General features: G+C 73.2%; 20 protein-coding genes, 1 tRNA gene and 2 pseudogenes. 15 read left to right on the top strand and 8 right to left on the bottom strand.

What is annotated here, in order from left to right; genetic code table 11:
* Positions 1 to 17: 17 nt before the first annotated feature.
* Entirely contained in the window at positions 18 to 578 is a 561-nt protein-coding gene (locus tag K304_RS0104470) for a snapalysin family zinc-dependent metalloprotease (RefSeq protein WP_027762768.1), read from the top strand.
* A gap of 153 nt (positions 579 to 731) precedes the next feature.
* On the opposite strand, the gene K304_RS0104465 is transcribed toward K304_RS0104470, so the two are convergent.
* Positions 732 to 1,961 carry an MFS transporter gene (locus K304_RS0104465; protein WP_027762767.1) on the bottom strand — a complete coding sequence of 410 codons (1,230 nt, stop codon included), beginning with the start codon at positions 1,959 to 1,961 and terminating at the stop codon, positions 732 to 734.
* Between the two features lie 72 nt (positions 1,962 to 2,033).
* Here K304_RS0104465 and K304_RS0104460 point away from each other — a divergent pair, with 72 nt between their 5' ends.
* From K304_RS0104460 to gvpK, 5 genes and pseudogenes are all read left to right on the top strand, one after another.
* Positions 2,034 to 2,927 carry a LysR family transcriptional regulator gene (locus K304_RS0104460; protein ID WP_486591569.1) on the top strand — a complete coding sequence of 298 codons (894 nt, stop codon included), beginning with the start codon at positions 2,034 to 2,036 and terminating at the stop codon, positions 2,925 to 2,927.
* Between the two features lie 318 nt (positions 2,928 to 3,245).
* Positions 3,246 to 3,473: pseudogene (locus K304_RS33225) on the top strand (metal ABC transporter permease); the annotation flags it as partial.
* Positions 3,474 to 3,731: 258 nt separating this feature from the next.
* The gene (locus K304_RS33220; RefSeq protein ID WP_027762765.1) at positions 3,732 to 4,295 is read left to right on the top strand and encodes a hypothetical protein; all 564 of its coding nucleotides are present in this window, start codon (positions 3,732 to 3,734) and stop codon (positions 4,293 to 4,295) included.
* 5 nt (positions 4,296 to 4,300) lie between these two features.
* Positions 4,301 to 5,254: an SRPBCC family protein gene (locus K304_RS0104445; protein WP_027762764.1), complete on the top strand. Its 954-nt coding sequence runs from the start codon at positions 4,301 to 4,303 to the stop codon at positions 5,252 to 5,254.
* Positions 5,223 to 5,459 (top strand): annotated as a pseudogene (gene gvpK, locus K304_RS32715) (gas vesicle protein GvpK); the annotation flags it as partial. The gene K304_RS0104445 and the pseudogene gvpK, both read left to right, overlap by 32 nt.
* 498 nt (positions 5,460 to 5,957) lie before the next feature.
* On the opposite strand, the gene K304_RS0104430 reads toward gvpK, so the two are convergent.
* A tRNA-Leu gene (locus tag K304_RS0104430) sits at positions 5,958 to 6,042 on the bottom strand.
* 136 nt (positions 6,043 to 6,178) lie between these two features.
* On the opposite strand from K304_RS0104430, the gene K304_RS0104425 reads away from it, so the two are divergent.
* The 3 genes from K304_RS0104425 (at position 6,179) to K304_RS0104415 (ending at position 8,837) form a co-directional block, all read left to right on the top strand.
* On the top strand, positions 6,179 to 7,504 hold the full coding sequence (locus K304_RS0104425) for a M20/M25/M40 family metallo-hydrolase (protein WP_027762763.1): 1,326 nt from the start codon (positions 6,179 to 6,181) through the stop codon (positions 7,502 to 7,504).
* Positions 7,505 to 7,657: 153 nt separating this feature from the next.
* Complete coding sequence (gene chpH, locus K304_RS0104420) at positions 7,658 to 7,891, top strand: chaplin ChpH (RefSeq protein WP_027762762.1); 234 nt, start codon at positions 7,658 to 7,660, stop codon at positions 7,889 to 7,891.
* Positions 7,892 to 8,063: 172 nt separating this feature from the next.
* Positions 8,064 to 8,837, top strand: coding sequence for a chaplin (locus K304_RS0104415; RefSeq protein WP_027762761.1), 774 nt, complete (start codon positions 8,064 to 8,066; stop codon positions 8,835 to 8,837).
* Positions 8,838 to 8,926: 89 nt separating this feature from the next.
* On the opposite strand, the gene K304_RS0104410 is transcribed toward K304_RS0104415, so the two are convergent.
* Complete coding sequence (locus K304_RS0104410) at positions 8,927 to 9,115, bottom strand: DUF5703 family protein (RefSeq protein ID WP_027762760.1); 189 nt, start codon at positions 9,113 to 9,115, stop codon at positions 8,927 to 8,929.
* Positions 9,116 to 9,162: 47 nt separating this feature from the next.
* Here K304_RS0104410 and K304_RS0104405 point away from each other — a divergent pair, with 47 nt between their 5' ends.
* A complete protein-coding gene (locus tag K304_RS0104405; RefSeq protein ID WP_027762759.1) occupies positions 9,163 to 9,855 on the top strand; it encodes a hypothetical protein in 693 nt (230 codons plus the stop codon).
* A 62-nt stretch (positions 9,856 to 9,917) separates the two neighbouring features.
* Here the strand turns inward: K304_RS0104405 and K304_RS27220 are convergent, their stop codons facing one another.
* Together K304_RS27220 and K304_RS0104395 are read right to left on the bottom strand one after the other, a co-directional pair.
* A complete protein-coding gene (locus K304_RS27220; protein WP_051307849.1) occupies positions 9,918 to 11,945 on the bottom strand; it encodes a helix-hairpin-helix domain-containing protein in 2,028 nt (675 codons plus the stop codon).
* Entirely contained in the window at positions 11,942 to 12,943 is a 1,002-nt protein-coding gene (locus tag K304_RS0104395; RefSeq protein WP_027762758.1) for an aldo/keto reductase, read from the bottom strand. The genes K304_RS27220 and K304_RS0104395 overlap by 4 nt, the downstream gene beginning before the upstream one ends.
* A gap of 75 nt (positions 12,944 to 13,018) precedes the next feature.
* Between K304_RS0104395 and K304_RS0104390 the strand changes: the two genes are divergently transcribed.
* The 5 genes from K304_RS0104390 (at position 13,019) to mshC (ending at position 17,897) form a co-directional block, all read left to right on the top strand.
* Complete coding sequence (locus tag K304_RS0104390; protein WP_027762757.1) at positions 13,019 to 14,068, top strand: LLM class F420-dependent oxidoreductase; 1,050 nt, start codon at positions 13,019 to 13,021, stop codon at positions 14,066 to 14,068.
* A 223-nt stretch (positions 14,069 to 14,291) separates the two neighbouring features.
* Positions 14,292 to 15,044, top strand: coding sequence for a histidine phosphatase family protein (locus tag K304_RS0104385; RefSeq protein WP_027762756.1), 753 nt, complete (start codon positions 14,292 to 14,294; stop codon positions 15,042 to 15,044).
* 78 nt (positions 15,045 to 15,122) lie between these two features.
* Positions 15,123 to 15,713, top strand: coding sequence for a DUF3090 domain-containing protein (locus K304_RS0104380; RefSeq protein WP_027762755.1), 591 nt, complete (start codon positions 15,123 to 15,125; stop codon positions 15,711 to 15,713).
* Positions 15,677 to 16,564: an SCO1664 family protein gene (locus tag K304_RS0104375; protein ID WP_051307848.1), complete on the top strand. Its 888-nt coding sequence runs from the start codon at positions 15,677 to 15,679 to the stop codon at positions 16,562 to 16,564. Before K304_RS0104380 ends, K304_RS0104375 begins: the two co-directional genes overlap by 37 nt.
* Before the next feature lie 103 nt (positions 16,565 to 16,667).
* Positions 16,668 to 17,897, top strand: coding sequence for a cysteine--1-D-myo-inosityl 2-amino-2-deoxy-alpha-D-glucopyranoside ligase (gene mshC / locus K304_RS0104370; protein WP_027762753.1), 1,230 nt, complete (start codon positions 16,668 to 16,670; stop codon positions 17,895 to 17,897).
* Between the two features lie 108 nt (positions 17,898 to 18,005).
* On the opposite strand, the gene K304_RS27215 is transcribed toward mshC, so the two are convergent.
* The 3 genes from K304_RS27215 to K304_RS0104355 all read right to left on the bottom strand — a co-directional run bounded on the left by K304_RS27215 (position 18,006) and on the right by K304_RS0104355 (position 21,972).
* On the bottom strand, positions 18,006 to 19,103 hold the full coding sequence (locus tag K304_RS27215; RefSeq protein ID WP_078528500.1) for a PAC2 family protein: 1,098 nt from the start codon (positions 19,101 to 19,103) through the stop codon (positions 18,006 to 18,008).
* An 11-nt stretch (positions 19,104 to 19,114) separates the two neighbouring features.
* A complete protein-coding gene (locus K304_RS27210) occupies positions 19,115 to 20,284 on the bottom strand; it encodes a hypothetical protein (protein ID WP_078528497.1) in 1,170 nt (389 codons plus the stop codon).
* Between the two features lie 68 nt (positions 20,285 to 20,352).
* Positions 20,353 to 21,972: a glycerol-3-phosphate dehydrogenase/oxidase gene (locus K304_RS0104355; protein ID WP_037789213.1), complete on the bottom strand. Its 1,620-nt coding sequence runs from the start codon at positions 21,970 to 21,972 to the stop codon at positions 20,353 to 20,355.
* Between the last annotated feature and the right edge of the window lie 3 nt (positions 21,973 to 21,975).

Genomic DNA, 21,975 nt, shown 5'->3' with positions numbered 1-21,975 from the left:
CCACGAGGAGGCCGTACATGTCGTTCGGCACAGCAGTGCGCGCATGTTCCGCAGCGGTCCTGATGGTGGGCACCCTGCTGGGTGGCCAGGCCGTCGCCGCTCCCGCCGCTCCCGCGCAGAACGAGTTCGCCGCCACCACCGTCACCTACGACGTCAGCGCCGCCGCCGAGTTCGTCGACGCCGTCCACCAGGGCGCCGCCAACTGGAACGAGAGCGTCGACAACGTCGAGCTCGTGGCCGCCCAGCCCGGCGGGCCGGCCAACATCGAGGTCATCGCCGACAACGGATGGCCGCGTGCCATCACCACCAGCCTCGGCAACGGCATCGTCTACATGGGCCGCCAGGCAACGGCCGAGGGGCACCATCCCGTCCGCATCGCCGCACACGAGTTCGGCCACATCCTCGGGCTCCCCGACATCAAGCCCGGCCCGTGCTCCAGCCTGATGTCGGGGTCGACCGGCGGTGTGGGCTGCACCAACGCCTACCCGAACGCCGCGGAGGCCGCCCAGGTCGAGGCGAACTTCGGTGGCCTCCTGTCCCGGGAGCCGTACGACGAGCCGCTGGTCTTCCAGGACTGACGGCAGTCCACACCACGCGTCGACCGGCCCGCGCGGGAACTCACCCCGTGCGGGCCGCCGGGTGGCGGAAGCGTCCCCGATCCGGCAGCCCACCTGCACGTACCTCGAACGACTCCCCGGCCGATGGCGGGCCGACTCCGCCGCGCGCGGAGGTCACCGCCGCCGCGTGCAGGCGTCCCCGCGCCGTGGGGAAGCGCGTGTGCCGAACCATGCCAGCGGCGTGGACGCGAGGATGACGATCGCTGTGGCGGTGAAGGCGCCAGCGAGGCTCACGGCTCCCGACAGGAGGCCAACGGCCGCCGCGCCGATACCGGTGCCGGCGTCGTAGGCCATGTTCCACGCCGTGCCGGCCAGGCCGCTTCCGTTCGCATCGACCCTGGCGAACATGAGGACCAGGGTGTCGTTCTGCAGCGCACCGAAGCCGAGCCCGTAGACAACCGCGGCCGCCATGGCGACGCCCGCCGGTGACACGCCCGCCACGGCCGCCGCGAATCCGCCCACGCCTGCCGCACACGCCACGACCCCGGCCGCCAGCAGGCGGCCCGGCCCCAGCCGGTCACTGAGCCGGCCAGCCCCCCAGCGCCCGGCGACGACGGCGGAAGAGAGCACGAAGAGCGCGGTCGCGGCCAAGGAACTCCCGGCCAGTGCAAGGGGAAGGAAGGAGGTCACACCGCCGAGAGCGCAGGCCGCTGTGAGGAGCACCGTCCCCGGGCTCACCAGGGGCCGCCACCGCGGCCTCGTGCGCTGCGGACGGACGGCCGAGCACGGAGGCGTGCGTCCGCCCGTCCCACCCTTCACGGCCCGGATCACCGGCGCCGCCGCCAGGCTGACCGCCGTCGTGAGGACGAAGACCGGGACGAAGCCGAAACGCTCGACTCCCCATACCGCCAGGGGCAGGCAGACCACCTGAGGCAGCCCCACCGCGACGCCGTACCAGCCCACCGCCCGCCCCCGCTGGTCCTTCCCCACGAGTTCGGCGACGAGCGTGCTTCCCGCGACGGCGACCATCCCGAAACCTGCACCGCGTACGGCCGAGACCGCCAGCACCCACGCCACGCCCGAGGACGCCAGGTACGCCAGAGTCGGAGCGCCGAGCAGCACCGCCCCCGTGGCGAAAACCGCCTGAAGTCCGCAGCGCCTCAGCAGCCACGGCATGGCCAGCTGAACGGCGACCGTGGCGCCCATCGTCACACTCGTGGCAGCGCCCACCCCCGCGGAACCGGACCCTCCCGCGGCCGACCACAGCGGCACCACCGACAGCATCGGGGCGTAGTTCGAGAAGGCACCCGCCGAGGCGGCGAGGAGAAGGAGGAAGTCGCGACCGCCCAGCCCTGTGCGCGGGAGGTCGCGGCGTGGACGGGGAGCGTCTCGGGTGAAGGCCATACCCGACGTTGTAGAAGCCGAAGTCTCATCGCGTCCAACGAAGGTTTTCGATCGAAGCCATCGAGGAATGCAATGAGTGTGGAGATGAAGCACCTCGTCACGTTTCTCGAAGTGGCCCGCTCGATGAGCTTCACCAAGGCGGCGGAGGAACTCGGATACGTGCAGTCGAGCGTCACCACCCACATCAAGGCGCTCGAAGCCGACCTCGGCGTCCAGCTCTTCGAGCGCCTGGGCCGCCGCAACGTCCTCACCGCCGCCGGTGAGGAACTACGGGAACACGCGCGCACCCTGATCACCTGCTCCGAGCAGGCACGCGAAGCGGTGCGGCAAGCCGCCGGAGACCCGCACGAGGTCCGCGGCACCCTGCACATCGCCGCTCCGGAGAGCCTGTGCGCCTATCGTCTCCCCGACGTTCTCCGCGCGCTCCAGGATCGGTACCCGCTGCTGCGCGTCGTCTTCCGGCCCGCGGGAAGGGCGAATCTCCTGGCCGCCGTCAAGGACGGCAGCCTCGATGCCGGCTTCCTCCTGGAGCAGAGCGTCCACGCCCCCATGACCACGGCCGAGGCGCTGACCGAGGAACCCCTCCTACTCGTGGCACGCCCCGGCCACCCACGCGCGCGCGACAGGAGGACCACCACTGCGCACCTCGCGGACCAGACGCTGCTCGTCATCGAAAAGGGATGTGCCCAGCGGGAGTTGATCGACGCGGAACTCAAGGAAGCCGGCATCGACCCGGTGACCATGGAGTTCTTCAGTGTCGAAGCCATCAAGAAGTGCGCAGCGGCCGGCCTCGGAGTCGGTCTCCTCCCGGCGTCGACGGTGGACGAGGAGGTCCGGCGCGGCGAACTCGTCGCCCTGCCCTGGACACGCGCGCCGCGCCTCGGCATCTACATGATCACCCACAAGGCCCGCCGGCCGACGAGAGCACTCCGCGACCTCGCGGCACTGGCTCGCGAGTGCTGGTGAGGTTCCGTCGTCACGCTGCGTCCCGGAGGAGCGGGGCTGCCGACTCCCCACGCCCCGCTCACCGCATGCCCAGCCAGACCGTCCGGAGGCTGGCGTCAGGTCCGGGGGCACGAGGTGGACGGGGCTCGGCTCCGTCCGTGCAGAAGGCCGGACAGATCATCGACAGTCCGGACCGGCCCCGTTTTCGTTCCCTGCCTCCCGGTCCGGTGCGGGTCTTTGCGGATACCCCGGCAACTCGCCGCAGCGGCCCGAACACGGCTCATCGGAAGCAGGTGATCCGTTCCGGCAGAACGTGGGCGGGGGGCCGGTCGCGGTCAGGTGGCCTTCGTCCAGCGCGCCCTGCGGGGAGGCGTGTTGGTGTCCCTGCTCCGCGCACTCGCCGGCACGTGGGTCGTCGTGCACGGGAGGGAGCTCCTCGGGGACGCGATGTCGCACGGCATGCTCCCCGGCGTCGCCCTCGCGTCGCTGCTCGGGCAGAACCTGCTGCTCGGCGCAGCGCTCAGCGCGGGCGTGATGGCAGCGGGCGTCACCCTGCTGGGCAGGTCCCGACTGCTGCCGTTCGCACCGGTGCGCGGGGTGGTGTGGGTCGCGGACCGGATGGCCGACGCCGCCGAGGAGGAACGGCGGGCGCCCGGCCGCCGTCCACATGCGCATCCGTGCCCTGAACGACATACTGGAGGCGGGGGAGATCAGCCTGCACGAGTTCGAGCAGGAAGAGGAACGGCTATTCGATCTCCTCGAACCGCCGGTTCCTCCGGCTCCAGCCGGGCGGGCCGACGCCACCCCCGTGCCGGGGAGGCACCGATGACACAGAACAGCAAGCTGCTCGCGGCGAGTCTCGTGGGCGGCTACCTGCTGGGCCGCACCAGGAAGGCCAAGCTGGCGCTCGCCCTCGCCTCCTGGGTGCTGGGGCGGCGCAACGGCTTCAACCCGCAACGGTTGCTCACCGAGGGCCTGAAACGGCTGACCGGGTCACCCGAGTTCTCCCAGCTGAACGACCAGCTGCGCGGCGAACTGATGGCCGCGGGCCGTTCCATGGTGACGGCCGCCGCCAACCGCCGGCTGGACTCCCTCTCCAACGCACTGCGTGACCGTACGGACTCCCTCTCCGGTCTCGGCGGCGCAGCCGGAGGCGTGGCGGGCCGGGAACAGGCAGAGGACTCCGAGGAGGGTGAGGAACCCGAGGAGACGGCAGAGAAGCGTCCGGCCCGTGCGGCGCCGGCGAAGAAGGCCGCCCCGCCGAAGAAGGCCCCGGCGAAGAAGACCGGAGCGGCCGCGAAGAAGGCGACGGGGAAGAAGTCGGCCGCGAAGAAGACCGCTGCCCGGAAGGCGGCCTCTCCCTCCACCCGACGGCCGCGAGGGAGGTAGTCGTCATGTCATCCACCGACAAGGCCGGAGGCACGGCTGACACCGGCCTCGACCGGCTGCGTGAGGAGATCACCGCGTATCTGACGGCGCAGGCGGGGCATCTGGCCGACTCGCTCGGCAACCGCATGTCGAGCCTCACCGACGACCTCAACGACGCGGCCGTGAACGGCGGCACCCTCGGGTCGGTCGCCTCCCGTGTGGTGGGCGGCGGGGACTCGCCGGTCAAGGCGCTCGTCGCGGAGAAGGCGAAGGACGCGAAGGACAAGACGGTGGGCAAGGTGAAGGACCTGGTCGGCGCGGGTGGCGGCGAGGGCGGAAGCAAGAGCGACACCAAGGTCACCAACATCGTCGAGGTGCTCGACGTGGGCGTGCCCCTGCGTACCGCGTATGACAACTGGTGCGATTTCGAGGAGTTCGGCACCTACATGAAGGGTGTACGCAACGCCTCCCGCAAGGAGGACACCACCTCCGACTGGAAGGTGAAGGTCGGCCCGTCCACACGCGGCTGGGAGGCCACCGTCGAGGAGCAGATACCCGACGACCGCATCGTGTGGTCCTCGCAGGGCTCCAAAGGCAGCACCCGTGGCGCGGTCTCCTTCCACGAGCTGGGCCCGACGCTGACCCGCATCGTGGTGGTGGTCGAGTACACGCCCTCGGGCTTCTTCGAGAAGACCGGCAACCTCTGGCGCGCCCAGGGCCGCCGCCTGCGCCTGGACCTCAAGCACTTCCAGCGGTACGTGACACTCAACGCCGACGAGGACGTCGAGGGCTGGCGCGGCGAGATCCGTGACAGCGAGGTGGTCCTCAGCCATGAGGACGCCCTGGAACAGGAGGAACAGGAGTCCGGAGAAGAACCGGACGAGGCCGCCGAAGGCGAGGCCGAGGAGGAGTGGGACGAGGAGGACGAGTACGACGAGGAAGACGCCTATGACGAGGACGAGGAAGAGGAGGAGGACTGACCCACATGCGGCTCCCGGACACCCGGCCCGACACCACGACCCCCTACGGCTACGCCCCGCCAACCTCGCCGACGAGCAAATGGAACGCATCGGTACCACCCTGATGCTGCTCGACCAGCGGATGAGTGAACTGTGCGAGCAGCACAGCATCGCTCCGGACGACGTGCACCTCGACCTCGGGCCGCTGGGAACGCTCCTCCCCCGCGCCGGAACCGATGCCGCCTCAGGCAGAGACCGACGCCCGTCAAGACGCCTGTTGAGCGGGGGAGGCACACAAGGACGGCCGAGTCGTCATGGGCGTGTGCAGTGTCGGCGGCAGTCCCGTACGAGGTCGGCCCAGGACCCGGTCGACTCGCGCAGGCCCTCGGCGGGCGCGATCAGCTCCTTACTCGCTATCGCGAAGCTCTGGATGCAGGCACGGACCCTGCGACGGTGGCTGTGTGGATCTCCGAAGTCCAGGTGCTCAAGGCCGAAGCGCATTCAGTGCCGGCCGGTGTCCAGAACCGTCAGCGACTCAGCGTGGTCGAGATCCGGGAGCTGGTGGCGTCCGTAGGTGGACTGGCCGGCGCGAACTCGGAGGCGACGGCTGAGGACAAGCGGGAGCTCCACCGAGCACTGGGACTCCGCCTCACCTATGAGCCAGCCCACGCGACAGTGCGGGCCGAGGTGAACCTCGACCCGCACGCAGTGGAGCTGAAGAGAGTGTCGGGAGGGGGACTTGAACCCCCACGCCCTGTAAAGGGCACTAGCACCTCAAGCTAGCGCGTCTGCCATTCCGCCACCCCGACAGGTGAGCGTCCGGCGGCCGGGGCCGCCTCGACGTGACCAACTCTAGCATCGGCGCGCGGGTGGTCGATCACGCGGCCTCTTGGGGGCGGGGCGGTCGAGGCGAGAGGATGGAACCCCGCTACATCAGGAGGCAGCGTGAGCCAGTCGAGCCCGGCACCGGAACGCAGGGGCGAGGACGAGGTCGTCGACCTCTGCCGCGATCTGATCCGCATCGACACCAGCAACTTTGGCGGCAACGACTCCCGCGGGGAGCGGGCCGCCGCCGAGTACGTGGCGTCCATGCTGGCCGAGGTCGGCGTGGAGCCGCAGATCATCGAGTCCGAGCGCGGCCGCGCGTCGGTGGTCGCCCGGATCGAGGGCGAGGACTCCTCCCGGCCCGGCCTGCTCATCCACGGCCACACCGACGTCGTTCCCGCGAACGCCGAGGACTGGACGCACCACCCGTTCTCCGGGGAGATCGCCGACGGCTGTGTGTGGGGCCGTGGCGCGGTGGACATGAAGGACATGGACGCCATGACCCTGGCCGTCGTGCGCGATCGGCTCCGCAGCGGCCGCCGGCCTCCCCGGGACGTGGTGCTCGCCTTCCTGGCGGACGAGGAGGCGGGCGGCATCTACGGCGCCCGGTACCTGGTCGACAACCACCCGCACCTCTTCGAGGGGGTCACCGAGGCGATCGGCGAGGTCGGCGGCTTCTCCTTCACCGTCAACGAGGACCTGCGGCTCTACCTGATCGAGACGGCCCAGAAGGGCATGCACTGGATGCGGCTCACCGTGGACGGAACCGCCGGCCACGGCTCGATGACCAACGACGACAACGCGATCACCGAGCTGTGCGAGGCGGTCGGACGGCTGGGCCGGCACCGTTTCCCGGTGCGGGTGACCAAGACGGTCCGCTCGTTCCTGGACGAACTGTCGGACGCGCTGGGCACCGAGCTCGACCCGGAGGACATGGACGAGACGCTCGCCAAGCTCGGCGGCATCGCCAAGATCATCGGCGCCACTCTCCAGAACACCGCCGCTCCCACCCAGCTCGGCGCGGGCTACAAGGTCAACGTCATCCCCGGGCAGGCCACCGCGCACGTCGACGGCAGGTTCCTGCCCGGCCACGAGGAGGAGTTCCTGGCCGACCTGGACCGCCTCCTCGGGCCACGGGTGCGCCGGGAGGACGTGCACGCGGACAAGGCGCTGGAGACGAGCTTCGACGGTGCCCTGGTGGACGCCATGCAGTCCTCGCTGCGCGCGGAGGACCCGGTGGCGCGCGCGGTGCCCTACATGCTGTCCGGCGGCACGGACGCCAAGTCGTTCGACTACCTGGGCATCCGCTGCTTCGGGTTCGCACCGCTCAAGCTGCCTCCGGAGCTCGACTTCGCGGGCATGTTCCACGGCGTCGACGAGCGCGTGCCGGTGGAGGGCCTGAAGTTCGGCGTACGGGTGCTGGACCGCTTCCTCGACCAGTGCTGACGCCTCCGCGCGCAGAGCGAGAACGTCCGTACGCCTGTGCGGGATTACTCATGAAGAGTGAATGAGCGCCGGGAGTCGTAGCCCGGTTCCCCCCTCCTCGTTACACGGTGTGCGGTCCGCGGTATGGGATCGCATTGCCAACTAGGAGGAACAATGCTCAAGAAGGTCGTCGCCACCGCGGCTGCCACCGGCTCCCTGGTGCTCGCTGGTGCGGGCATGGCCGTTGCCGACGCCGGCGCCAAGGGTGCCGCCGTGAACTCCCCGGGCGTGCTGTCCGGCAACGTCGTTCAGGTCCCCGTGCACGTGCCCGTCAACGTGTGCGGCAACACCGTGAACGTCATCGGGCTGCTGAACCCGGCGTTCGGCAACACCTGCATCAACGACTGAGGTCGTTCTCCCCGCTAGGGGAATCCGCCCCACCGGGGGCGAACACCGCCGCGCGGCCCTGGAGTGCGAGCCACGTGCTCCAGGGCCGTCGGCCTTCTGGACGAGTCGATGTGACGGTACGACAGCCGTACCGACTCGTGATTTCGTGAGAAATGAAGTCAGGGGAAGAACCATGCGACAGGTCACCAGAAAAGGCCTGATCACCGTGGCCGCGGCGGGCGGCGTGCTCGCGATCTCGGGGGGCTCTGCCTTCGCCGACGCGACCGCCGACGGCGGTGCCGTGAACTCGCCCGGCGTGCTGTCCGGCAACTCGGTGCAGGCGCCGGTGCATGTGCCGGTCAACGCGTGCGGCAACACCGTGAACGTCATCGCGCTGCTGAACCCGGCGTTCGGCAACACCTGCGTCAACGACGGTGGTGACGCCTCCTCCGCGCAGAGGGACGGCGGCCACCAGAACGGCGGCCAGGACGCGCCGGACGCCCATCAGGGCGGCGGTCACGAAGGCGGCAGCACCGCCGAGAGCACCACGGCCAACTCGCCGGGCGTCGGCTCGGGCAACAACGTGCAGGCGCCCGTCGAGGTGCCGGTCAACGCCTGCGGGAACAGCATCGACGTGGTCGGTCTGCTCAACCCGACCTTCGGCAACGGCTGCGCGAACGAGTCGGGGCACACCCCCGACCAGCCGGACACCCCGGAGGAGCCGAACACTCCGGAGGAGCCGAACACCCCGGAAGAGCCGAACACCCCGGAAGAGCCCAAGCCCGAGGGTGAGAAGCCGGAGGCCCCGAAGGAGCAGCCGAGCGCCCCGGAGACCCAGACGGTCGCCACGCCGGAGCTCGCCCAGACCGGCGCCGGCTACCAGCTGGAGACGGCCCTGGGCATGGGCGCGAGCCTGCTGCTCGGCGGGGCCGTGCTGTACCGCCGCGCCCGCGCCGCCCAGCGCTGACGCGAACCGTCACACCCCTCGGCCGCCAGGCCGAAGAGCGGGCTCCGCGCAGCGGGGCCCGCTCGTGCGTCCGGGCCTCGCCGGGACGGTCACCACGTGGCGCGCAGCTGGCGGATGATCCGGCGGCGCAGCCGGACGCGCCGGCTGCCGTCCGGAAACAGCCGCAGCCTGTCCAGTTCCCAGTGTCCGTACTCGGCGTGGTCGGTGAGAAGCTGCGTGGCGGCCTTGCGGGATACCCCACGCGGAACGTACACATCGCGAAATTCGTATTCCGGCATCTCATCCATTGTGCGGGCAGGGGCCGATTGCGGATAGCGTCTGCACTATGTCTGATGCTGAGCAGCCGACCGCTGCCGAGGTACGCGCCGCCGCGGACGCGGTCAAGGCCGCGCTGGACCGGCACCTGGAGGCGGTCGAACGCCGCGCGGAGGCTTCCTCCGGAGGCGTGACCGACCCCGCCGCCGACACCGCCGTCTATGCCGCCTTCGACGAGTTGGCGGCGGCGGGCGAGGCGTACGACGAGCTGCTCTACGACGCCTACGACGAGGTCACGCCGTTCGAGATCCCCGGCGGCGACACCATGCCCGACTACACCGGGCCGGACGAGCCGCGGGCGCTCAGCGTCCTCATCCGCCGCGACTACACGGTCACCGAGCCTTCCCGGCTGCTGTCGCAGGCCCAGCGCGTCACCGACCTCGACCCCGAGTCCGCGGACGAGTCCGAGTGGGGCGCCGGACACAGCGTGCACGCCGCGCTCGGTGTGCTCTTCGGCGAGTACGAGCCCGACGAGATCGCGACCCGGCACAAGGAGTTCGGCCTCGAGGAGGGCGACGCCACACTGTGGATCGCCGCCGCCGACGAGCCGGGCGAGCCGGGGGAGTGGCTTGCGGCGCCGTTCGACGAGGCCGACCCCGAGCGGGTGGTCTGCCGCTTCGACGTCAGCACCGTCTTCGACGACGAGGACGTCGACGGCGACCCGGGCACGACCGGCGGCCGCAGGGGCGCGCCCGTCCGCTGACCCGCGCCGCCGCGATCCGGGGCCCACGACAGGGCCGACGGGGCGGGGCCGGGACAGCACGGCTAACCGGTGCCGGCGCGCACCGCCGCGACAGCCTGCGCGAGCAGTCTCCGCAGGCGGGTGGTGCGCTCCGGCGCCGTACGGCCCGCGACGGCCTCGGCCAGGGCCTGCTCCGCGCCGTGCACCACCGACAGGTGCCGTGCCGCACGCCCGAACGCCGTGTACACCCACTCACGGGTCAGGGCGTCCGCCGCGTCTCCCGGCAGCACGGCGACCACGGCCGGCCAGCGCGCCCCCGCGGCCTGGTGGGCCGTGACCGCCCAGCCGTGCCGGACCGTCGCGGCCACCCGGTCCGGACGCACGGCGACCGTGCGCCCGGGCAGATCGATGCGCAGGCCGTCGTCGTCGCCCGCCGCCACCGTGCCCGTCGCGCCGCGGCCGGGGGCGGGGGAGTACAGCACCCGGTCACCCGGGTCGAAGCCGCCGAACCGTCCCGGGCCGGGATTGAGCCGTTCCTTCAGCGCGGCGTTCAGCACGCGGGTGCCCGCCGCCCCGTCGTGGCCCGGCACGATCACCTGTGTCTCGGCGGCGGGCACGCCGATCGCCCGCGGTACCGAGTCCGCGACCAGCTGCACGGTGCGGTGCACCGCCTCACCCGCGTCGCGCACCGGGACGATGACCACCTCCCGGTCCGGTGCCTCGACCTGGAGCAGCTCTCCGGCGCCCACGCCCGAGACCAGCTCGCCCAGCGGACCCGGGTCGGGCGTACGGGAGACGACCTGCGGGCAGCAGCGGGCGGCGGGCACATCGTGGAAGACCCGTCCCGGGCCGGCCGGGCCCAGCTCGTGCGGGTCACCGCTGAGAACCAGCCGGGCCCCGTCCGGCAGCGACTCGGCCAGCGCCGCCGCCTCCTCGGTCCCGAGCTGCGCCGCGTCGCACACGACCAGCAGGTCCAGCTCCCAGAGGCCGTCGGTGTCCCGGGGCGGGCCCTCGCGGCCGGCCAGCAGCCCGGCCACCGTGCCCGCGGCCTCGCCGCCGTCGTCCGGCAGCAGCCGGGCCAGGCGCTCCCGGCCGTTCTCCCCGTGCGCCACGGCGAAGGCCCGCAGGCCGAGGGTGCCGGCGGACGCGGCCAGGAAGGCGGGCTCGGCCCGGGCCGCCTCGCCGCCGCTGTGCGTGACCACGCCGTGGCCGGCCGTGGCCCGCACCAGCTCCGCGGCCGACGGAGTCGGCGCCGCCGAGGCGACCGCCTCCCACGCGTCGGCGTCTCCGGCCAGGACCGTGCCCGCCAGGCGGGCCAGGGCGTCCGCGAGGCTCTCCTCGGCCAGCGCGTGCCGCTCCAGCCCGACCAGCAGCCGGACCGGACGCTCCTCCTCGCCGCCCTCGCCGCCCTCGCCGCCCTCGCCGCCCTCGCCGCCCGGCGCGTCCGCCTCGGACGCGTCGGCGGCCGCACGGTCGGTGACGTCCAGGGAGTCCAGCGCCTCCTCGAACACCAGCACGGTGCCGTCGTCGACGGCGGCACGCACCGCCTCGTCCGGCTCCGGTACCGCGTGCTGCGCCAGTGCCCGGCCGAGTGCGGCCGGTTCGAGCACGGTGTGGCCCCTTGCGGCCGCTCGCTCCAGCATCCGCACCACCAGTGCGCGGGCGCGCCGTTCGTCGCCCGGCCCGCACGCCTCCCCGAGCAGTGCGCGGGCGAAGGAGTCGGCCTGCTCGGTCCGGACGGCGGGGACGGCGAGCAGCTGCCACGGGTCCGCGGCCAGCACCTCGTCCGCCTGCTCGCCCAGCGCCGCGACGACCTGCTCGCCCAGCGCCTCCGGCGCGCCGCCCCGGGCCAGCACCGCGCGGACGGCGCCGGGCACGGTCACGGGGGCGCGCTCGCCGTCGCCCGTCCCGGCTGCGGCGACCGCTCCCGGGCCGCCCGGGGCACGCGGCGCCCGGCGGGCGGGCGGGCGCAGCCGGTCGGCGAAGAACGAATCCGCGGACCGCTCGCCGCTCTCCACCGCCCGCACCGCGGCGAGGAGTTCGGCGGCCCTCGCGTTGCCGCCCGCGGGCGCGTCGGCCGCGCCGTCGCCGGTGGCGTCCTGGCTGGTCACAGCTCGCTCCAGTCCTGGTCGGGATAGCGGTGCACCGGAGCGGACACGTCGTCCAGCGCCCGCCGGATCTCGTGGGGAAGACTAAGCCCCTCCACTGACAACGCCTCACCGAGCTGCTCCGCCGTCCGCGCGCCCACCACCGGCGCCGTCACACCCGGCCGGTCCCGCACCCACGCCAGCGCCACCTGCAGCGGGCTGACGGCCAGTCCGTCGGCGGCGGTGGCCACCGCGTCCACGATCCGCGCGGCCGTCTCGTCCAGGTACGGCGCCACGAAGGAGGCCAGCCGCTCCGACGCGCCGCGCGACCCCGGCGGGGGTGTGGCGTCCCGGTACTTGCCGGTGAGCACGCCCCGTCCCAGCGGTGAGGACGGCAGCAGGCCGAGTCCCAGATCCCGCGCGGCCGGCAGCACCTCGCGCTCCACGCCGCGCTGCAGCAGCGAGTACTCCATCTGTGTGCATGCCAGCCGGGTACGTGCGCCGGGCGCGGCGAGCTGCCAGGTCGCGGCCTTGGCGAGCTGCCAGCCGGAGAAGTTCGACAGGCCCGCATACCGGGCGCGGCCGCTGGTCACCGCGATGTCCAGTGCCTGGAGCGTCTCGTCCAGCGGCGTGAGGGGGTCGAAGGCGTGCAGTTGCCACAGGTCGACGTGATCCGTGCCCAGGCGCTCCAGCGACGCGTCGAGGGAGGCCAGGAGGTGCCCGCGGGACGCGTCGAAACGGCGCTCCGGGTCGGGGACGCTGCCCGCCTTGGTGGCGATCACCAGGTCGCGGCGGGGCACCTTGTCCTGCAGCAGCCCGCCGAGCAGGTACTCGGCGCCGCCGTCCGCGTACACGTCGGCGGTGTCCACCAGTGTGCCGCCGGCCTCCCAGAAGGCCCTGAGCTGGTCGGCGGCGTCGCGCTCGGCCGTGTACCCGTCGCCCCGCTCGCGGCCCCAGGTGAGCGTGCCCAGCCCGATCCGCGACACGCGCAGGCCGGTGTGCCCCAGCTGCCTCGACTCCATGGGCGTTGAGCGTACCGACGGGCACACGCTAGAGTCCCCGGGACATCGTAGTTACTGATCAGTAAGGGGGCCGGTATGCGGCTCGGCATCAACCTCGGCTACTGGGGAGCCGGGATGGACGCGGACAACCTCGCCGTCGCCCAGGAGGCGGACCGCCTCGGCTACGCCGTGTGCTGGGCCGCCGAGGCCTACGGCTCGGACGCCCCGACCGTGCTCTCCTGGGTCGCCGCCCAGACCGAGCGCATCGACGTCGGCTCCGGCATCTTCCAGATCCCCGCCCGCACTCCCGCCATGACGGCCATGACCGCCGCCACCCTGGACACCCTCACCGGCGGACGCTTCCGCCTCGGCCTCGGCGTGTCCGGCCCGCAGGTCTCCGAGGGCTGGTACGGCGTGAAGTTCGACAAGCCGCTCGCCCGCACCCGTGAGTACGTCGAGATCGTCCGCAAGGCCATGACGCGCGAGCGCCTGACCCACCAGGGCGAGCACTGGACGCTCCCCCTGCCCGACGGGCCGGGCAAGCCGATCAAGCTCACCGTCCACCCGGTGCGCGAGCACATCCCGCTCTACATCGCCGCCATCGGCCCCAAGAACCTGGAGCAGACCGGCGAGATCGCCGAGGGCGCACTGCTGGTGTTCTTCTCGCCCGAGCACGCCGAGGAGACCACGCTGGGAGCCGTACGTGCCGGCCGGGCCAAGGCCGGCAAGGACCTGGACGGCTTCGACATCTGCCCCACCGTGCCGATGGCCGTCGGCGACGACGTGGACGCCCTCGCCGACCTGTTCCGGCCCTACACCGCGCTGTACGTGGGCGGCATGGGAAGCCGCAAGCAGAACTTCTACAACAAGCTCGCCCAGCGCATGGGCTACGAGAAGGAGGCCGCGGAGATCCAGGACAAGTACCTGGACGGCGACAAGGAGGGCGCCGCGGCGGCCGTGCCGAAGCAGCTCATCGACTCCACCACGCTGCTCGGCCCCGTGGACCGCATCGCCGACCGGATGCGGGCCTACGCGGAGGCGGGCGTCGGCACCCTCTCCCTCGCGCCCGCCGGCTTCACGCTGGACGAGCGGATCGCCGCCCTGCGGGCCGGGGTGGAGGCCATGGAGCGCGCCGGACTCGCCTGACGCGCGGCTGCCCGCCGCCGGGCTCCGGGGAGACGACGGGGACGGCGGGCCCGGGGGAGTGGGGGAACGAGATCACGGCCGTGGTGGGGGCTCGGGGGTCATCCCCGCCACGGCCGTCACCCCCTCAACGCCGCGGCGCCTCCGGAGGTTACGCACCCGCGCCGACGAGCACTCCACCGGCCACGTTCGGCCCTCAGGGACCTGTCCGCCTACCCTGGCTGCCATGCCCACGCTGATCCTCCTGCGGCACGGCCGGTCCACCGCCAACACCGCCGGCCTGCTCGCCGGCCGCACCCCGGGGATCGCCCTGGACGAACTCGGCCGGGAACAGGCCGCCGGCCTGCCCGCCCGCATCGCGCCGCTCGCCCCCGTGCTCGCCGTCACCAGCCCGCTCCAGCGCTGCCGGGAGACCCTCGCCCCGCTCGCCGAGGCCCGCCCGGACCTGGCCGTGCACACCGAGGACCGGATCAACGAGTGCGACTACGGCGACTGGACCGGCCGCAAACTCGGCGAGCTGTCCGACGAGCCGCTGATGGCCACCGTCCAGCAGCACCCGTCCGCCGCCGCCTTCCCGGGCGGCGAATCGATGCGCGCCATGCAGCACCGCGCGGTCGAGGCGGTGCGCGACTGGAACGCACGCGTCGAGGCCGAACACGGCCCCGGCGCCTGCTACCTGATGTGCGCCCACGGCGACATCATCAAGTCCGTCGTCGCCGACGCCCTCGGCATGCACCTGGACCTCTTCCAGCGCGTCTCCGTCAGCCCCTGCTCCGTCACCGTCGTCCGCTACACCCCGCTGCGCCCGTTCCTGCTGCGGCTCGGGGACACCGGTGAACTCGACTCCCTGGCGCCACCGCCCGATCAGGAGCCGCCGCCCGGCGACGGATCGGCGACCGGCGCGCCCGCTGCCGCCCCCGGAACGGGTACCGGAACCGGAACCGACGCTTCCGAGGCGCCCGTGGGCGGCGGTCTCTAAGCACGCCCTCAGGCGCGGTGATCGCCTGGCGCAGTAGGGTGCCAGTGACCGAAGCAGTCGACGACAACGGAGCAGGACGTGTCCCGTCAGGTGTTCCTCTACGACCCGCCGGACCGGTTCGTGGCCGGCACGGTCGGGCTGCCTGGCCGCAGAACTTTCTTCCTCCAGGCCACGGCGGCCGGCCGCACCACCAGCGTGGCGCTGGAGAAGGCACAGGTGGAAGCCCTGGCGGAACGGATCGACGAGCTGCTGGACGAGGTGGTGCGGCGCTCCGGAGGCAACGCCCCGGTACCTGCCGTCGCCCCCACCGAGGTGGACGACACCGAGCCGCTCCAGTCCCCGGTGGACGAGGAGTTCCGGGTCGGCACGATGGCGCTGGCCTGGGACGGGGACGGCGAGCGGATGGTCGTCGAGGCCCAGGCCGTGGTGGAGCTGGAGGCCGACTCCGACGAGGATCTCGCCGAGGCCGAGGAACGCCTGCTCCAGGACGACGAGAACGGCCCGCCCATGCTGCGGGTCCGCATCAGCGGCGCGATGGCCCGCGCCTTCGCCAAGCGCGCCCTGGAGGTCGTGAACGCCGGGCGGCCGCCGTGCCCGCTGTGCAGCCTGCCGCTCGACCCGGAGGGACACGTATGTCCGCGCCAGAACGGGTACCGACGGAGCGAGTGACCACCCTCCCGACCGCGGCCGCACGCGACCTGCTCGCCCACGGCACGCTCACCGTCCGCGGACGCATCCGCAACGCCTCCAACGCCGTGCTCTTCGCCACGGTCGACGCGGACGGCGAAACCCTCGACTGCGTCTACAAGCCGGTCGCCGGCGAACGCCCCCTGTGGGACTTCCCCGACGGCACCCTGGCCGCCCGCGAGGTCGCCGCGTACGAGGTGTCCGAGGCGACCGGCTGGAGGCTGATCCCGCCCACCGTGCTGCGCGACGGCCCGTACGGCGAGGGCATGTGCCAGGCGTGGGTCGGCCCGCCGCCCGGCCGGGAACCCTCGGACCCTGCGGACCACTCGGACGACGACGGCAGCGGCCTCGGGGAGCTGTTCACCCTGGTCGAGGGAGGGACGCCGCCCCCCGGCTGGAAGACCGTCGGCCACGCCGAGACCGAGGACGGCCGGCCCGCCCTCTTCGTGCACGCCGACGATCCCCGCCTGCGGCGGCTCGCCGTGCTGGACGCGGTGCTCAACAACGCCGACCGCAAGGGCGGACACCTGCTCACCTCGCGTGACGGGCGCCTCCAGGCCATCGACCACGGCGTGACCTTCCACGCCGAGGACAAGCTGCGCACCCTGCTCTGGGGCTGGGCCGGCGAACCGCTGACCGGCGAGGCGGTCGCCGCGCTGCGCGTGCTCCGGGATGCGCTGGCGGACGGCGCGCCGCTCGCCCGCCGCCTGCCGCGACTGCTCACGGCCGCCGAGGTGGACGCCGTGCGCGGACGCGTCGGCGCGCTGCTGGCCGCCGGGCGCCACCCGCTGCCCGGCGGCGACTGGCCCGCCATCCCCTGGCCCCCGCTCTAGCCCGGCTGCCCGCACCCGGCCCCGCCGTTCGTCAAGGGTGCCCATCCGGCCGTATCGACCGCCGGGTTCGTGGCCGGTACAGCCGTGCGGTTAGGCTCGACGCATGCATGCCTGGCCCGCTTCCGAGGTCCCCGCGCTGCCTGGTCAGGGCCGCGACCTCCGGATCCACGACACCGCCACCGGGGGGCGGGTGACCTCCACCCCGGGGCCCGTCGCCCGCCTCTACGTCTGCGGCATCACCCCGTACGACGCCACCCACCTGGGGCACGCGGCGACGTACAACGCGTTCGACCTCGTCCAGCGCGTGTGGCTCGACACCAAGCGCCAGGTCCACTACATCCAGAACGTCACCGACATCGACGACCCGCTGCTGGAACGCGCGGCGGCCACCGGCGAGGAGTGGGCCGCGCTCGCCGAGCGCGAGACGGCGCTGTTCCGGGAGGACATGACGGCGCTGCGGATGCTCCCGCCGCAGCATTTCGTCGGCGCGGTGGAGACCATCCCCCGCATCGTCCCGCTCGTCGAACGTCTCCGGGACGCGGGCGCCGCGTACGAACTGGACGGCGACGTCTACTTCTCCGTCGCCGCGGACCCCCACTTCGGCGAGGTCTCCGGCCTCGACGCGGGCACCATGCGGACCCTGTCCGCCGAACGCGGCGGCGACCCGGACCGCCCGGGCAAGAAGAACCCGCTCGACCCGATGCTGTGGATGGCCGCCCGCGACGGCGAGCCCAGCTGGGACGGCGGCTCCCTCGGCCGGGGCCGGCCCGGCTGGCACATCGAGTGCGTCGCCATCGCCCTGGACCACCTCGGCATGGGCTTCGACGTGCAGGGCGGCGGCTCCGACCTCGCTTTCCCGCACCACGAGATGGGCGCCTCGCACGCCCAGGCCGTCACCGGCGAGCACCCGTTCGCCCGCACCTACGTCCACGCCGGCATGGTCGCCCTGGACGGCGAGAAGATGTCGAAGTCCAAGGGCAATCTGGTCTTCGTCTCCGCGCTGCGCCGCGACGGCGTCGACCCCGCGGCCATCCGGCTGTCCCTGCTGGCCCACCACTACCGCGCCGACTGGGAGTACACCGACGGCGTGCTCCGGGAGGCAGAGCAGCGGCTCGCCCGCTGGCGCAGCGCCGTCTCCCGGCCGGACGGGCCGCCCGCCGACGGCGTCCTCGCGGAGATCAGAGAGGCTCTCGCCGACGACCTCGACGCCCCTGCCGCCCTCGCCGCCGTCGACCGGTGGGCCGCCGCGCAGGACGCGACCGGCGGCACCGACACCGCCGCACCGGGCCTGGTCTCCCGGGCCGTCGACGCCCTCCTGGGCGTCGCGCTCTGACCCACCCGTCCCAGGAACGCTCAGCGGCCCGCCGCGAAGGACAACCCTTCGCGGCGGGTCGCACACCTACCGCTCACCTGCCGTTCACCTGCCGGGCCCGCCCCGGACTCAGTCGTCGTTCTCCTCCCGGCGGTCACGCTCCGCCGACCCGCCCGTGCCCGGAGTGCCGTCGCCGGACCCCTCCGCATCGCCGCGGTCGTCGTCCGGCCCGCTCCGCGCCTCGGGACCCGTGCTCCCGGAGCGACCCGCGGAACGCCTCCCGCCACCGGGACCGCGTCCGCCCGCTCCCCGCCCGCCGCCGCGCCGGAACGATCCGCTCTCCGGCCCCTCCCCGGCCCGCCCGGCGGACGGGCCGCCGTCCCTGCGGCGCAGGTACCGCTCGAACTCCTTCGCGATCGCCTCACCGGACGCCTCCGGCAGCTCCGCGGTGTCCCGTGCCTCCTCCAGCGACTGGACGTACTCCGCCACCTCGCTGTCCTCCGCCGCGAGCTGATCCACGCCCAGCTGCCAGGCCCGCGCGTCCTCCGGCAGCTCGCCGAGCGGCACGCGCAGCCCCAGCAGGTCCTCCAGCCGGTTCAGCAGCGCGAGCGTCGCCTTGGGGTTCGGCGGCTGCGACACGTAGTGCGGCACCGACGCCCACAGGCTGACGGCCGGGACTCCCGCGTGCGTGCACGCCTCCTGGAGGATGCCGACGATGCCGGTGGGCCCCTCGTACCGCGACTCCTCCAGCTGGAGGGTCCGCGCCAGGTCCGGGTCCGAGGTCACCCCGGTCACCGGGACGGGGCGGGTGTGCGGCGTGTCGCCGAGCAGGGCGCCCAGCACCACCACCATCTCGACGCCCAGTTCGTGTGCGAAGCCGAGCACCTCGTTGCAGAAGGAACGCCACCGCATGCTCGGCTCGATGCCCCGGACCAGCACCAGGTCACGTGCCCTGCCCTTGCCGTCGGAGTCGCCGACGCGCACGACCGACAGCCGTGTCGTGGGCCAGGTGATCTTGCGGGCCCCGTCGTCCAGCCACACCTGCGGGCGGTTGACCTGGAAGTCGTAGTAGTCCTCGGCGTCCAGCGCCGCGAACACCTCGCCCTTCCACTCCCGCTCCAGGTGCGCGACCGCGGCGGAGGCGGCGTCGCCGGCGTCGTTCCAGCCTTCGAACGCGGCCACCATGACCGGGTCGACCAGCTCGGGAACCCCCTCGAGCTCGATCACCCAGCGCCTCCTTACCCCCGGTCCGGAGCACTGCGCTCCGGACCGGCTGCCGTACGTGTTCCGTGCCTCGCCCAGCCTACGGCGTGCGGCCCCTCCCGCCGCATCCCTCGTGGCGGCGCGGACACGCTCCGGGGACCGCACCAGTCGCGGCGGTAGGCCCGCCAGTCGGCGGGTGTCGCCGCGAAGTCGACGTACAGTGCCACCCCGAACCTCCGGCGCGACGGGTCCTCGCGCCCCAGCCCCAGCCGCACGCCCCGCACGGCCGCCGGGACCGTCTCGGCCTCGGGCTCCCGGCCGGGGGTGTCGGTGTGGTAGAAGGGCAGGCCCATCAGCACGTCCACGTCCTCCGGCGCGTTCTCCAGCGCCAGCTCCGTCTGCTGCGCGACGTAGCCGCCGTACAGGCTCTCCAGCGGCGTCCAGGTGTCGTACGACATCACCGCGATCTGGTCGACACGCCGCGCGACCTGCCCGAAGTAGTCCCGCGACCACCACTTCGTGCGCCCGTCCTCAGTGAGCAGCCCGGCCAGCGCGTGACCGCCGGGGACCGGGTCGATCTGGTGCGAGGCGACCGAGAGGACTCCGCCGCGCGCGTGCACGGTCCGCCGCAGCCGGTCCAGCAGCCGCAGGTAGTGCGGGCTGCCCGAACGCAGCGGCTCCAGGTTCAGGTGCACGCCGTCGAAACCCAGGTCCAGCACCCGGCGCGCACTGTCCACGACGGCCCGCCGGGCGGCCGGACCGGGCAGCAGCAGGCCACCCGGGTCGCCGTCCTCGTACACCACCAGCTGACCCAGCCACGCCTGCACCCGTACGTCCGGGAGCTCCCGCCGCACGGACTCCAGCAGCCACGCGGCCCGCGGATGCCGCTCGGGGCGCAGCGTGCCGTCGAACTCCATCGGGCCGGTGTGCACGTACAGGTCGCGGATGCCGGTCCCCGCGATGCGGCGCTTCAGCCGCGCCAGGTCGGCCTCGTCCCGGCGGCCGTCGACCCAGGCGTGCCCCAGCCACACCGCGTCCCGGCCGCGGGTGAGGGTGTCCGCGGCCGGGACGCCCGCGTAGAACGCCCGCAGCGTCGCCGCGCCCGTGAGCGGCGGCAGTACCAGCAGTACGGCCAGCACCACCGCGGCCCGCTTCAGCCCCCGCCTCGACGGCCGCAGGCCGCGCAACACCTTCCCCACGCCCATGAACGTTCCCCCACTCCCGTACGCCGGACGGGTGATCACCCTGCCACACGGGAGCGGGGGAGCGGCCGTCAGTCCTCGCGCGCCGCCAGCAGCGCCGCGACCCGGTCGCGGACCGGTTCGGTGTCCAGGCCGCGCACGGTCAGCGTGGTGCGGCGGCGCAGCACGTCGTCCACGGTCTGCGCCCACTCCCGGTCCCGCGCGTAGACGACCTGCGCCCAGATCTCCGGCCCGTCCGGGTGGATCCGCTCGCCCAGCGCCGCGTCCGCGTCCACCAGCCGCGCGACGTCGAACGCGAGGGAGCCGTAGTGGGTGGCGAGCTGACGTGCCGTCGCCGGGTCCATGCCGGCCCCGGTCCGCCCGTCCGCCAGCAGCCGGTGGGCCACCGCGTCCGGGTTGGCGATACCGGGCAGCGGCGTGCGCCGCACCAGCGAGGAGACCGGTACCGGCACGCCTGCCGCCCCGGCGGTCCCGCCCACGGAGGGGAGCGCGGCCAGCTTGTTCATGACGGCACGTCCGATGTGCCGGTAGGTGGTCCACTTGCCGCCGGCGACCGACAGCATGCCGCCACGGCCCTCCGAGACCACCGTCTCCCGCTTCGCGGACTCCACTCCGCCCGGCCCGCCCGGCAGCACCCGCAGACCGGCGAACGCGTACGTCATCAGGTCCCGGGACAGGTGCTCGCGGCGCACCGAGAGCGACGCCTCGTCGAGAATCTGCGCGATGTCGGCCTCGGTGGCGCTCACGTCGGCCGGGTCGCCCTCGTACGCCTCGTCGGTGGTGCCCAGCAGGAGCTGGTCCTCCCACGGCAGGGCGAAGGTGATGCGGTACCGGTCGATGGGTGTGGCCAGCGCCGCGCGCCACGGCGAGCGCCGGCGCAGCACCAGGTGTGCGCCCTTGGACAGCCGGATGCTGGGCGCCGCGCCGGGGTCCTCCATCCGCCGCACGTGGTCCACCCAGGGGCCGGTGGCGTTGAGCACCAGCCGTGCGTCGACGCCGAACTCGGTACCGTCCAGGCGGTCCCGCAGCTCCGCGCCGGTCACCCGTCCGCCGGCGGACCGCAGTCCGGTCACCTCGGCGTGGTTGAGCGTCACCGCGCCGGACTCGACGGCGGCGCGCACCGTCATCAGCGCCACCCGCGAGTCGTTCATCTGATGGTCGGAGTAGACCGCGACTGCCTTGAGGTTTTCCGTACGCAGCCCGGGGTTCGCCGCGGCCGCCTTCGCGGGGGAGATGACCCGGCCGACGCCGTCGCCGAAGGCGGACAGCGCCGAGTAGGCGAACACGCCCGCGCCCAGCTTGGCCGCGCCGTGCGGGCCTCCCCGGTACACCGGCAGGTGGAAGGTGAGCGGGTTGACCAGGTGCGGGGCGACGTCCTTCGCCAGCACCCGCCGCTCGTGGTGGTTCTCCGCCACCAGCCGGACGGCGCCGGTCTGGAGGTAGCGCAGCCCGCCGTGCACGAGCTTGGAGGAGGCGGAGGAGGTGGCGCCGGCGAAGTCGCCGGCGTCCACCATCGCCACCCGCAGCCCGGACTGCGCGGCGTGCCAGGCGACCGAAGTACCCAGAATGCCGCCGCCGATCACCAGCAGGTCGTACGTTCCCCGGTCCAGCAGCTCCCTGGTCTCGGCGCGGCCCTGACGGCCGAAGGCGTTCCCGCCGCGGGCGGGCGTGCCGAGGGTGGTCGCGGTCATGCT

This window comes from Streptomyces sp. CNS606 (assembly GCF_000426325.1).
Note: the sequence above shows the minus strand (reverse complement) of the source record. Positions and strands in the feature narration are given on the sequence as shown.

Bases quoted from the DNA above. Each gene is read 5' to 3' on its own strand.
- K304_RS0104470 (WP_027762768.1), top strand. From the start codon at position 18: ATGTCGTTCGGCACAGCAGTGCGCGCATGTTCCGCAGCGGTCCTGATG.
- K304_RS0104465 (WP_027762767.1), bottom strand. From the start codon at position 1,961: ATGGCCTTCACCCGAGACGCTCCCCGTCCACGCCGCGACCTCCCGCGC.
- K304_RS0104460 (WP_486591569.1), top strand. From the start codon at position 2,034: ATGAGTGTGGAGATGAAGCACCTCGTCACGTTTCTCGAAGTGGCCCGC.
- K304_RS33220 (WP_027762765.1), top strand. From the start codon at position 3,732: ATGACACAGAACAGCAAGCTGCTCGCGGCGAGTCTCGTGGGCGGCTAC.
- K304_RS0104445 (WP_027762764.1), top strand. From the start codon at position 4,301: ATGTCATCCACCGACAAGGCCGGAGGCACGGCTGACACCGGCCTCGAC.
- chpH (WP_027762762.1), top strand. From the start codon at position 7,658: ATGCTCAAGAAGGTCGTCGCCACCGCGGCTGCCACCGGCTCCCTGGTG.
- K304_RS0104415 (WP_027762761.1), top strand. From the start codon at position 8,064: ATGCGACAGGTCACCAGAAAAGGCCTGATCACCGTGGCCGCGGCGGGC.
- K304_RS0104410 (WP_027762760.1), bottom strand. From the start codon at position 9,115: ATGCCGGAATACGAATTTCGCGATGTGTACGTTCCGCGTGGGGTATCC.
- K304_RS0104405 (WP_027762759.1), top strand. From the start codon at position 9,163: ATGTCTGATGCTGAGCAGCCGACCGCTGCCGAGGTACGCGCCGCCGCG.
- K304_RS0104395 (WP_027762758.1), bottom strand. From the start codon at position 12,943: ATGGAGTCGAGGCAGCTGGGGCACACCGGCCTGCGCGTGTCGCGGATC.
- K304_RS0104390 (WP_027762757.1), top strand. From the start codon at position 13,019: ATGCGGCTCGGCATCAACCTCGGCTACTGGGGAGCCGGGATGGACGCG.
- K304_RS0104385 (WP_027762756.1), top strand. From the start codon at position 14,292: ATGCCCACGCTGATCCTCCTGCGGCACGGCCGGTCCACCGCCAACACC.
- K304_RS0104375 (WP_051307848.1), top strand. From the start codon at position 15,677: ATGTCCGCGCCAGAACGGGTACCGACGGAGCGAGTGACCACCCTCCCG.
- mshC (WP_027762753.1), top strand. From the start codon at position 16,668: ATGCATGCCTGGCCCGCTTCCGAGGTCCCCGCGCTGCCTGGTCAGGGC.
- K304_RS27210 (WP_078528497.1), bottom strand. From the start codon at position 20,284: ATGGGCGTGGGGAAGGTGTTGCGCGGCCTGCGGCCGTCGAGGCGGGGG.
- K304_RS0104355 (WP_037789213.1), bottom strand. From the start codon at position 21,972: ATGACCGCGACCACCCTCGGCACGCCCGCCCGCGGCGGGAACGCCTTC.